General features: G+C 58.5%; 13 protein-coding genes. 8 read left to right on the top strand and 5 right to left on the bottom strand.

Annotated features, from left to right (window positions below):
* The first annotated feature begins 99 nt into the window (after window positions 1-99).
* The 7 genes from ABLV04_RS22880 to osmB all read left to right on the top strand — a co-directional run bounded on the left by ABLV04_RS22880 (window position 100) and on the right by osmB (window position 6,643).
* Complete coding sequence (locus tag ABLV04_RS22880) at window positions 100-642, top strand: HutD family protein (protein WP_048297337.1); 543 nt, start codon at window positions 100-102, stop codon at window positions 640-642.
* A 199-nt stretch (window positions 643-841) separates the two neighbouring features.
* Window positions 842-1,630: an enoyl-ACP reductase FabI gene (gene fabI, locus ABLV04_RS22885; protein WP_023289343.1), complete on the top strand. Its 789-nt coding sequence runs from the start codon at window positions 842-844 to the stop codon at window positions 1,628-1,630.
* Between the two features lie 188 nt (window positions 1,631-1,818).
* Window positions 1,819-2,976: a carboxymuconolactone decarboxylase family protein gene (locus ABLV04_RS22890; protein ID WP_117136836.1), complete on the top strand. Its 1,158-nt coding sequence runs from the start codon at window positions 1,819-1,821 to the stop codon at window positions 2,974-2,976.
* Between the two features lie 81 nt (window positions 2,977-3,057).
* On the top strand, window positions 3,058-4,992 hold the full coding sequence (locus ABLV04_RS22895; RefSeq protein WP_065805819.1) for an exoribonuclease II: 1,935 nt from the start codon (window positions 3,058-3,060) through the stop codon (window positions 4,990-4,992).
* Window positions 4,993-5,150: 158 nt separating this feature from the next.
* Window positions 5,151-5,330 carry a hypothetical protein gene (locus ABLV04_RS22900; RefSeq protein ID WP_004203883.1) on the top strand — a complete coding sequence of 60 codons (180 nt, stop codon included), beginning with the start codon at window positions 5,151-5,153 and terminating at the stop codon, window positions 5,328-5,330.
* Between the two features lie 73 nt (window positions 5,331-5,403).
* Complete coding sequence (locus ABLV04_RS22905; RefSeq protein ID WP_023289340.1) at window positions 5,404-6,153, top strand: DNA-binding transcriptional regulator YciT; 750 nt, start codon at window positions 5,404-5,406, stop codon at window positions 6,151-6,153.
* A 271-nt stretch (window positions 6,154-6,424) separates the two neighbouring features.
* Entirely contained in the window at window positions 6,425-6,643 is a 219-nt protein-coding gene (osmB, locus tag ABLV04_RS22910) for an osmotically-inducible lipoprotein OsmB (protein ID WP_002901783.1), read from the top strand.
* Between the two features lie 129 nt (window positions 6,644-6,772).
* Here the strand turns inward: osmB and yciH are convergent, their stop codons facing one another.
* The 5 genes from yciH to pgpB all read right to left on the bottom strand — a co-directional run bounded on the left by yciH (window position 6,773) and on the right by pgpB (window position 10,415).
* The gene (gene yciH / locus ABLV04_RS22915; RefSeq protein ID WP_002901782.1) at window positions 6,773-7,099 is read right to left on the bottom strand and encodes a stress response translation initiation inhibitor YciH; all 327 of its coding nucleotides are present in this window, start codon (window positions 7,097-7,099) and stop codon (window positions 6,773-6,775) included.
* Window positions 7,099-7,836, bottom strand: a complete 738-nt coding sequence (gene pyrF / locus ABLV04_RS22920; protein ID WP_023289339.1) for an orotidine-5'-phosphate decarboxylase — start codon at window positions 7,834-7,836, stop codon at window positions 7,099-7,101. The genes yciH and pyrF overlap by 1 nt, the downstream gene beginning before the upstream one ends.
* Before the next feature lie 191 nt (window positions 7,837-8,027).
* A complete protein-coding gene (lapB, locus tag ABLV04_RS22925; RefSeq protein ID WP_004203879.1) occupies window positions 8,028-9,197 on the bottom strand; it encodes a lipopolysaccharide assembly protein LapB in 1,170 nt (389 codons plus the stop codon).
* Window positions 9,198-9,203: 6 nt separating this feature from the next.
* Entirely contained in the window at window positions 9,204-9,512 is a 309-nt protein-coding gene (locus ABLV04_RS22930) for a LapA family protein (protein ID WP_023289338.1), read from the bottom strand.
* Window positions 9,513-9,647: 135 nt separating this feature from the next.
* The gene (gene pgpB, locus ABLV04_RS22935) at window positions 9,648-10,415 is read right to left on the bottom strand and encodes a phosphatidylglycerophosphatase B (protein ID WP_023289337.1); all 768 of its coding nucleotides are present in this window, start codon (window positions 10,413-10,415) and stop codon (window positions 9,648-9,650) included.
* 163 nt (window positions 10,416-10,578) lie between these two features.
* Between pgpB and ribA the strand changes: the two genes are divergently transcribed.
* On the top strand, window positions 10,579-11,181 hold the full coding sequence (gene ribA, locus ABLV04_RS22940; protein WP_023289336.1) for a GTP cyclohydrolase II: 603 nt from the start codon (window positions 10,579-10,581) through the stop codon (window positions 11,179-11,181).
* Window positions 11,182-11,200 lie beyond the last annotated feature (19 nt).

An 11,200-nucleotide genomic window follows, 5' to 3' on the forward strand; every position in this document is an offset into this window, starting at 1 on the left:
CAATGATGGATTTGTGAGCCCCGTTGTAAATAATTTGTAAGAACATTGAGACAAGTGTGTAACAAATACTATCCACTTCCGACTTCCGCCGAGCAAACTATGATCACCTATTTTGATTACGCTACCTTGCCCGTCACGCCATGGAAGAACGGCGCTGGCGCCACCCGGGAAATTATCGCCGTTCCTTCCGTAGATGCGCCTTTTCTCTGGCGCGCGAGCATTGCCACCCTGCAGGCCGATGGCCCATTCTCCCCTTTTCCCGGCGTCGACCGGACGATCGTCCTGCTGGCGGGGCAACCGCTACGGCTGCGCGGGGAGGAGATCGACCATCCGCTGGCGCGCTGGCAGCCGTGGGCGTTTCCCGGCGAATGGGCGCTGTCCAGCGTCGGGATCGTTGAGCCTGGACTGGACTTCAATGTCATGACCCAGCGCGGGCGAGCCCTCGCGCAGGTTGAAGTGGTGAGCGACCGGCAGCGACCGGCCACTGACGGGGTTGCTTATGTGCTGCAGGGTGAGTGGGATCTGGCCGGACGGCGCTGCGCCGTCGGCAGCGGGCTCTGCTGGCACGGCGACGCTCCGGGCGAGTTGCGGCCTCTCAGCGCCGATGGGCGTCTGCTGCTGGCGGCGATTGCGCTCAAATAGTCAGCAGAGAAAAATGGTATACTTGAGCCATCGCGATCGGCTTTTACCCCGCGCGGCGCGGGCCGGCTGAAAAATATCGTGACACAAGGGGTCGTCAGTGGGATATAATTCCCGGCTAAATTTGAGTTATTTTGAAATAACAATGTTAACGTTATGATTGTTAAAGTAAAAATAAGCAATAACGATAAGGATTAAAGCTATGGGTTTTCTTTCCGGTAAGCGCATTTTGATCACTGGCGTCGCCAGCAAACTGTCCATCGCCTACGGTATTGCGCAGGCAATGCACCGCGAAGGCGCGGAACTGGCATTCACCTATCAGAATGAAAAACTGAAAGGTCGCGTTGAAGAGTTTGCTGCCGCGCTGGGTTCTGACATTGTGCTGCCGTGCGACGTTGCTGAAGATGAGAGCATCACCGCGCTGTTCACCGAGCTGGAAAAAGTCTGGCCAAAATTCGATGGTTTCGTCCACTCTATCGGTTATGCCCCGGCTGACCAGTTAGACGGCGACTACGTCAACGCGGTCACCCGCGAAGGTTTCAAAATCGCGCACGACATCAGCGCCTACAGCTTCGTGGCGATGGCTAAAGCCTGCCGCACGATGCTGAACCCGGATTCTGCTCTGCTGACGCTCTCCTACCTGGGCGCCGAGCGCGCGATCCCGAACTACAACGTGATGGGTCTGGCGAAAGCCTCTCTGGAAGCGAACGTGCGCTATATGGCGAACGCGATGGGTCCGGAAGGCGTTCGCGTCAACGCTATCTCCGCCGGTCCGATCCGTACCCTGGCCGCGTCCGGTATCAAAGATTTCCGTAAAATGCTGGCGCACTGCGAAGCGGTCACCCCGATCCGTCGCACCGTCACCATTGAAGACGTGGGTAACAGCGCAGCCTTCCTGTGCTCCAACCTGTCTGCGGGTATCTCCGGTGAAGTCGTTCACGTTGATGGCGGGTTCAGCATCGCCGCTATGAACGAGCTGGAACTGAAATAAGCTCCTTCCCCTCCTCGCCCCGGTGAGGAGGGTTTTCCCTTCCCAGGCCTTGCGCTCCCCCTGTTATTCCAATCGGCTATTTGTTAGCACGTATCAATATTTTCTCCTGCTTCCGGGTTACGCCAGGATAGTTCTGCATAAACGATCCGCGGAACGGCGGTTCGCCACATACCGAACAAGGAAAGCCCATGGAGCCACGCCGCGTGAATGGCAAAAACCACTGGTATCACGAAACCCAGTCAACAATCTGCCCGGTGGATGTCCTGCCGCTCGTCCCTGAAGCCGCCCATGTTGAAGACCGCTTTTTGCTGGACCTGACGCTGCCGGACGCCTGGCTACACGCTCACACAGGCTGGCTACGCCCCGCGCGCCAGCTCGCCGAGCGGCTGTTTCCCGACCAGGTGGCGGTAAGCCGCCTGCAAACCTTTACCGCCTACGATCGCCTGAGCACTGCGCTGACCGTCGCCCAGGTCTACGGCGTCCAGCGGCTGTGTAACCACTATGCCGCCCGCCTGGCGCCCCTGCCGGGGCCCGACTCTTCGCGCGAGAGCAACCGTCGTCTGGCGCAGATCACCCAATACGCTCGTCAGCTCGCCGGTTCACCCTCCGTCATTAACGCCCTTTCCCGCAGCCAGCTGGACGAAGTGGGCCTGACCAGCCGGGATATTATCCTGATCAACCAGATTATCGGTTTCGTCGGCTTCCAGGCGCGGGCGATTGCCGTGCTGCAGGCGGCGCAGGGCTTCCCGGTGCGCTGGATCCCCGGCATGCCGCAGCAAGAGGAGGCGCCCGCCGGCCTGTTCGCCATCCCGCCGGGAGAGTGGCAAACCGACATAGAAGATCCCGATCTGCAGTATGCCGATGACGAGCGCCAGCGGCGCATCGCCAGCTGGCAGTCGCTGCCCGGCCTGGGCCCGCTGGCTCCGCTGCTGGCCTGCGACCCGCAGTTGATGGCGCCGCTGGAGACGCTGTTACGCCAGCTCAGCGGCAACGATACCTTTGGCCGGCAGGTCGCCTTACTCACCGCGCGCACCAATGGCAGCGCAACCTGTTTTGACGCCTGGCTCCCCCACGGGCACGGTGAAGAAGCGTTCGTCAGCCATTTACGGGAGGGCGATCAGGCTCTCCATCGCTGGCTTGGGCAGCATCCTCAGTCGCGCGCGCTCGTTACCGCGGTACAGTTGTTAACCCGCTCCCCGGACCGGTTTAGCGCCGCCCAGTTAACACCCCTCGGCGAATATGGACTCTCAGCGGAACAAGCGATCGATCTGTTAACCTGGAGCGGGCTGTGCGGCTGGATGAATCGTCTGAAAATCGCCCTCGGCAATGTGCGTCAGCAGACGTAAATTGCTGAAACAGCGCTTGCTGCGACAGGCATAATCGCGTAAAAATGTCAGCCGCTCTTTTAGCCACGAAAATACCTAATTATGTTTCAGGATAACCCGCTGCTAGCGCAGCTTAAACAGCAACTGCATTCCCAGACGCCGCGCGCGGAAGGGGTCGTTAAGGGCACGGAAAAGGGCTTTGGCTTCCTCGAAGTGGACGCTCAGAAGAGCTACTTCATTCCGCCGCCGCAGATGAAAAAAGTGATGCATGGCGACCGTATCGTCGCGGTGATCCATTCTGAAAAAGAACGCGAAAGCGCCGAGCCGGAATCGCTGGTTGAGCCTTTCCTGACCCGTTTCGTCGGTAAAATCCAGAAAAAAGACGATCGCCTCGCTATCGTTCCTGACCATCCGCTGCTGAAAGACGCCATTCCCTGCCGCGCCGCCCGTGGCGTTGAGCATGATTTCAAACAGGGTGACTGGGCCGTCGCTGAAATGCGCCGTCATCCGTTAAAAGGCGACCGCGGATTTTACGCGGAGCTGACCCAGTTCATCACCTTCAGCGACGACCACTTTGTCCCGTGGTGGGTGACGCTGGCGCGCCATAATCTGGAAAAAGAGGCACCGGACGGCGTCGCCACCGAGATGCTTGACGAAGGGCTGACACGCCGCGATTTGACCGCCCTCGACTTCGTCACCATTGACAGCGCCAGCACCGAAGATATGGACGATGCGCTGTATGTCGAATCTGGCGCCGACGGCAAACTGTTGCTGACGGTGGCGATCGCTGACCCGACCGCATGGATTGCCGAAGGCAGCAAGCTGGACAACGCCGCAAAAGTACGCGCCTTTACCAACTATCTGCCGGGCTTCAACATCCCGATGCTGCCGCGCGAACTGTCAGACGACCTGTGTTCCCTGCGTGCCGATGAAGTGCGCCCGGTGCTGGCCTGTCGGATGACCCTGGCGGCCGATGGCACCATTGAAGACAACATCGAGTTCTTTGCCGCCACCATCGAATCGAAAGCCAAGCTGGCCTATGACGACGTCTCTGACTGGCTGGAAGGCCGCGGCAGCTGGCAGCCGGGCAGCGAGGCGATCGCGCAGCAAATTACGCTGCTGAAGGACGTGTGTCAGCGTCGCAGCGAATGGCGTCAGACCCACGCGCTGGTGTTTAAAGACCGCCCGGATTACCGTTTCGTCCTCGGCGAAAAAGGCGAAGTGCTGGACATCGTCGCGGAACCGCGTCGTATTGCCAACCGTATTGTCGAAGAGTCGATGATCGCCGCCAACATCTGTGCCGCCCGCGTTCTGCGCGACAAGCTCGGCTTCGGCGTTTATAACGTCCACACCGGCTTCGACCCGGCGAATACCGAACAGCTGGCTGCCCTGCTGAAGACCCACGACGTACACGTTGATCCGACGGAAGTGCTCACCCTGGAAGGTTTCTGCAAGCTGCGCCGCGAACTGGACGCCCAGCCGACCGGTTTCCTCGACAGCCGCATACGTCGTTTCCAGTCGTTTGCTGAAATCAGCACCGAGCCGGGCCCGCACTTTGGTCTCGGTCTTGAGGCCTACGCCACCTGGACCTCGCCGATCCGTAAGTATGGCGACATGATCAACCACCGTCTGCTTAAGGCCATCATCAAAGGCGAAACCATTGCGCGCCCGCAGGATGAAGCCACCGTGCAGATGGCGGAGCGCCGTCGTCTCAACCGCATGGCCGAACGCGATGTCGCCGACTGGCTGTATGCCCGTTTCCTCAACGATAAAGCCGGCACCGATACCCGCTTTGCGGCGGAGATCATCGACATCAGCCGCGGCGGGATGCGCGTGCGTCTGGTGGACAATGGCGCGGTCGCCTTTATTCCGGCCCCGTTCCTTCACGCCGTGCGCGACGAACTGGTCTGCAGCCAGGAAAACGGCACCGTGCAGATCAAGGGAGAAGTGGTCTACAAAGTGACCGATGTTATCGATGTCACTATCGCTGAAGTCCGCATGGAAACTCGTAGCATCATTGCTCGTCCGGCTGCCTGACGTCTCATCACAGCGGTTCCTCCGGGAACCGCTCCTTCTTTCCTCCCTGTCCCGCCATTTCCGTCGCGCCGATTAAGGTTGTGCGTTTTTTTCGCTTCTCTTTTTCACCCATTTTTAGCATCATTGATTTCATTCGTTTTTGTTACCAGGATAATGCCATGTCAGATGTGAATGCCCACCTGCTCGCCCAACGTATCGATACCGTGCTGGATATTCTGGTTGCCGGTGATTACCACTCTGCGATCCATAATCTGGAGATCCTCAAAGCGGAGCTGCTGGCGCTGGCGGCAGACGACGCCGAGCAAAACAAACCACCCAAAGCGCCCTGGGAAATCTGATTATCGCCCACATGCCGCAACCGGCGATGCTGACCGGTTGCTCGCCGTATAGCCCCCTAACAGTGATGTTGCTATGAACGCCCGACAACAAAGTATTTTGCAAGTGGTCATCGATAAAGGCCGCATGAGCGTCGCCGATCTGGCGAAGATGACCGGAGTTTCAGAGGTCACCATCCGTCAGGATCTGAACCTGCTGGAGAAGCAGAGCTATCTGCGCCGCACCCATGGCTACGCCGTCCCACTGGACAGTGAAGATGTCGAAACCCGCATGATGACCCATTTCGCCATTAAGCGTGAACTGGCCAGCCGCGCCGCGGCGCTGGTGAATGCCGGCGAAACGGTATTTATCGAAAACGGCAGCAGCAACGCCCTGCTGGCGCGCACCCTGGCCGAACGCGGCGATATCACCATCATCACCGTCAGCAGCTATATCGCCCATCTGCTGAAAGAGACGCCGGGAGAGGTGATCCTGCTGGGCGGGATTTACCAGAAACGCAGTGAAAGTATGGTTGGCCCACTGACCCGCCAGTTCATCCAGCAGGTGCATTTCAGTAAAGCCTTTATCGGGATCGATGGCTGGCAGGCGGAAACCGGCTTTACCGGTCGCGATATGATGCGTGCGGACGTGGTTAACGCCGTTCTGGAGAAGCACTGCGAAGCGATTATCCTCAGCGATAGCTCAAAATTCAGCGCGGTGCACCCCTATCCGCTTGGGCCAGCCGGCCGCTTCAATCGTGTTATCACCGACGATCGTCTACCGAACGACTGCCGTGAGCAGTTGCTGCGCAGCGGCCTGACTGTGGATATTGTACCCTACGTCTGATGTGTCTCCGCCCCGTCCCAGCCAAGCGTCGGACGGGCGCGTTAACGCTCTGAGAGTATTCCGAGCCGGTAATTAAGACTTTTTACCTGACGCTAAATTTTAAAAAAAGTAAAATTATTATTAGCGATATAACAGGAAGTGACTATCACCTGCGTGATTTTCGTGATACCTGCGCACCCTAACTTCATGGAATTGCCCTAAAGCTGCTTTATCAGGCTATGCTTACAGGAGCGCTGTAATCCATGAATAGATTATTCAGGAGAAAAAAATGATGACTTCAACGAGCAAAAAAATGGCTGCTGTTGTTCTGGCTGTCACTGTAGCAATGTCTCTGAGCGCTTGCTCTAACATGTCTAAACGCGATCGTAACACTGCTATCGGCGCAGGTGCCGGCGCCATCGGCGGTGCGGTGTTAACTGACGGTAGCGCACTCGGTACCCTGGGTGGCGCAGCAGTCGGTGGTATTATTGGTCACCAGGTCGGCAAATAATATATTTATCTGACGAAATAAAAGAATAATTCACACGAATTGACTTACGCACGTTAAAACATTCAAGGCCGCGGCATTCACCGCGGCCTTGTTATTTCACCAGGCCATTAATTAGGGTTGAAATAACAATTAGCCGCCGGCTAACTTCACCTTCATCCCTTTCGCCTCGAGCAGCGACTTCAGTAAATCCCGTTTGTCGCCCTGGATCTCGATCACGCCATCTTTCACCGCGCCGCCGCAGCCGCATTTCTTCTTCAGCTCTGCCGCCAGCGCAGTGAGCGCCGCATCGTCGGCATCAATTCCGCTAATCAGACAGACGCCTTTGCCCTTGCGGCCGCTGGTCTGGCGCTGGATCCGCACAATACCGTCGCCTTTCGGGCGCACCGGCGCCGGTTTCGCCTCGTCGATACGCCCGGTTTCGGTGGAGTAGACCAGACGGCTGTTGGAATCGCTCATTATGCCCCCTTGCGCAGAGAATCGTTGATCGCCCGCAGCGTCGCGGCTGGATCGGTCGACTGGGTAACCGGGCGGCCAATAACCATATAGTCCACCCCTGCCGCCTGAGCCTGCTCGGGAGTCATGATCCGCCGCTGATCGCCAGCGTCGCTGCCCTGCGGACGGATACCCGGGGTGACCAGCTTGAACGCCTGCCCCAGCTCTTGCTTAAAGCGTACAGCCTCCTGAGCTGAACACACCACCCCGTCGAGGCCGCAGCGTTGGGTCAGCGCCGCCAGCTTCGCCGCGTAGTCAGCCGGGGATAAGGTAATGCCCAGATCCTGCAGGTCGCTGGACTCCATGCTGGTGAGGACGGTAACGGCGATGAGCAGCGGCGCGTCTTGACCAAAGGGCAGCAGCGCTTCGCGTGCCGCGGTCATCATCCGCGCGCCGCCGGAGGCATGGACATTCACCATCCATACGCCAAGCTCGGCAGCGGCCGCCACCGCGCGGGCGGTAGTGTTGGGAATATCGTGAAACTTAAGGTCCAGGAACACCTCAAACCCACGCTGATGCAGATCGCGGACAAACTGCGGTCCCAGCAGGGTGAACATCTCTTTGCCCACCTTCAGGCGGCAGTCGCGCGGGTCGATGCGGTCGACAAATGCCAGCGCTTTATCGCGATTATCATAGTCGAGCGCAACCACAACGGGAGAGGAAGTGACAGCGCGGGAAGATGGGATAGCTGTTGACGTCATGACCAGACCTTAGTGTTGATGGGCGCCAGAGGGCGCAAAAAAGGTAAACGGGCAGCATTCTACCTGTGAAGCTAACAAAATAACAGGCTGCTGTTTTGCCCTGCGCGGCCGATGGCGATGCCGGGGCTGCAGGCGGTGACGGGGAAGAAATGATAAGTATGTTGTAACTAAAGCGCCTGTTTTTTTTGACCTTACTGGCCGTCGAGGCCGCGAATAGGTTTGATGGTCGCCCAGGAGCGGCAGGACGGACAATGCCAGTAGAGAGTATGAGCGGTAAAGCCGCATTTCTGACAACGGTAGCGCGGTTTGCTGCGCACCTGTTCGCCGACCATGTTTCGCAGCACCCCAAGGCTTTCTTTCGCCCGCCCTTCTTCCGCTTCGTTGAGATGGTAGTCCATCAGCTTATGGAAAACGCGCATGGTCGGGTGGCGCTCAAGCTGCCGGGTCACGTAGTTTTGCGCCGCTTCGACCCCTTCCCGCTGCTCAAGGATCTGCGCCAGCATCAGTTCGGCGGTCGCCCCGGCGTTCTCCTCCACACAGCGGCGCAGGAAAACTTCCCATTCATCGGCTTTGCCGAGCTGCTGGTAGCAGGTCTGCAGCATCTCCAGCGTCTCACCCACCAGCTCTTTATCCTGATCGATAACCCGCTCGAGGCTCTCCACCGCTTTGGCGTAGTCGCCCTTCTCCATCCACACCCGGCCCATCATGATCGAAACCCGGGCGCTGTTGCGGTCCGCGGCGGCGCCTTTCTTCAACAGCGCCATCGCCTTATCCAGATCGTTGGCCGCCATCTGCTGCAGGGCCAGTTCGCACCAAAAGTTGGCGATTTCGCCACGATGTTTCTCTTTCCCCAGCTTCACCAGTCGTTCAGCCACCTCGATAGCCGACTGCCAGTCGCTGGTCGCCTGGTAGATCTGCAGCAGCTGCTGCAGCGCGCCGAGGCGAAAATCGGTCTCATCCACCAGCTGTTTGAACATATCTTCCGCGCGGTCATACAGCCCGGCGGCCATATAGTCGCGCCCCAGCTGTTGCACCGCCAGCAGGCGCTGGTCGTAGGTGAGCGACGCGCTTTCCATCAGACTCTGGTGAATACGGATCGCGCGGTCGACCTCGCCGCGCGAGCGGAACAGGTTGCCGAGGGTCAGGTGGGCCTCAACGGTGCCGGTATCCTCTTTCAGCATATCAAGGAACAGATCGACGGCTTTATCCTGCTGGTTGCTAAGCAGAAAGTTTACCCCCGCCACGTAATCCCGTGACAGGCGGCTCGCGTCGTCCTGTTTGGACTGTTGTGCACTTCTGCGCCCCATGTACCAGCCGTAGGCGGCGGCAACGGGTAAAAGCAGAAACAACAACTCCAGCATAAGAGGTTATTCCTTCACCGCAGGCACGCCTGCCTCGACAGCCGCCGGGCTGACAGGAGCAATCTGGTGCTCAAGGCGCTTAATTTTCCGCTCCGCGCGCGCCAGCGAGACGCGCACCCGCAGCCAGAACAGGCCGCAGATCAGCCAGCCGATAGCAAAGCCCGCGGCGAACAGCACCGCCAGCAGCGTCGAAATGCGGAATTCACCCTGAGCGAGCAAATAGTTGAAAGTGACCTGTTGGTCATTCTGCGCCCCCAGCGTCACTGAAATGACGAAGATTGCTAACACCAGTAAGAAAATGAGTAAATATTTCACATGACTTCCCGTTCTGTGGGTTGCGCGTAAAAAGCCCGCTTTCAGCCCTATAAAGTATCATTTTCGCCGCAGCGGTGGAACGAAAAAGCACGGCAACTCGACAGGATATGCGGTCGGATGCCGCTAAAATCAACATTATTCCGCTTCAGGCATCCGTTTTTTAATATCCTGCGCCTCTTCCCCCGGCGGCGAAAGCGGCCCGCAAAGACGCTGCGTCAGCCAGCAGGCCACCGTGACCAGCAGCCAGGAGATCAGCGTAGCGACGATGAGATCCAGCGGCCAGTGCATACCGAGCGCCAGGCGACTCCCCATCACCGCCGTCGCCCACGCCAGCAGCACCGCGATCGTGCCCCAGCGCCGACGCGGCCACAGCAGCCCGGCAGCGAGCAGCGCCCAGCTGGCGGCGAACATCGTATGGCCTGACGGGAATGCAAACCCGGTCTCTTTCTGCCAGTGTTTGCGTAAAAACGGCGGGATGTCCTGCGCCTGCGCCAGCTGCTCATGCACCAGTTTAGCGCGTTCTTTGCGCTTTAACGCGTAGAATTGCGTCACCGGCACCTGCCTTGCGTTTTCCAGCCAGATGACAAACGGTCTCGGCTCCTGAACCCGCGCCTTGACCCAGGATTTGGTCCCCTGTCCCACCAGGATGGCGGCGGCAAGAATGAGGAACAGGATCAGCGCCGCGCGCAGGCGAAAGCGCAGGCACCAGAGAAACCAGGCGCACAGCACAACATGGGTGATAATTCCCCACGGCTGGGTCACCGTTTCCGTCACCCACCAGAGGCTTTTCAGCCATACCACCGGCAGTCCTGGCTGCCACAGCCAACCAGACAGCCAGACCGTGAGGGGCATGACCAGCAGCAGCGCCGCCGCGAGAGCGGTTCGTCGGGCAATCAACAGCATTTTCTCTCCTTCTCCTTGTAGATGAACATCATAGCGGAAAGTAGATCGTTTGTGCGCTTTCCGCGCGGCTAACCGTTCGTGATTAGGAGAACGTCCCGGCGTTGTGGCAAAATAGCGGTAAACAGAAAGCACATTCAGGTGCTGACAGAATCTGGAGAATCACATGCAGCTTAAACGTGTGGCAGAAGCCAAACTGCCAACCCCCTGGGGCGATTTCCTGATGGTGGGTTTTGAAGAACTGGCAACCGGACAGGATCATGTCGCGCTGGTATACGGCGATATTTCAGGGCAGTCGCCGGTGCTCGCCCGCGTCCATTCAGAATGTCTGACGGGCGATGCCCTGTTTAGCCTGCGCTGTGATTGCGGCTTTCAGCTGGAGGCGGCCCTGTCGCATATCGCCGAAGAAGGCCGGGGGATCCTGCTCTATCATCGTCAGGAAGGTCGCAACATTGGTTTATTGAATAAGATCCGCGCCTACGCGCTGCAGGATCAGGGTTATGACACTGTCGAAGCGAACCATCAGCTTGGCTTCGCCGCCGATGAACGCGACTTCACCCTGTGCGCCGATATGTTCAAGCTGCTCAACGTTGAGCAAGTGCGGTTGTTAACCAACAACCCGAAAAAAGTGGAAATCCTCAGCGAAGCCGGGATTAACATTGTGGAGCGCGTTCCGCTGATCGTCGGGCGCAACCCGAAAAACGCCCACTATCTGGACACCAAAGCCGCCAAGATGGGCCATCTGCTGAACAGCAAGCCGGCGGAATAATACCGGCGGCAGCGTAAAG

Source organism: Klebsiella sp. JN_Kp127 (genome assembly GCF_040062505.1).
In the GTDB taxonomy this organism is placed as follows: domain Bacteria; phylum Pseudomonadota; class Gammaproteobacteria; order Enterobacterales; family Enterobacteriaceae; genus Klebsiella; species Klebsiella quasipneumoniae.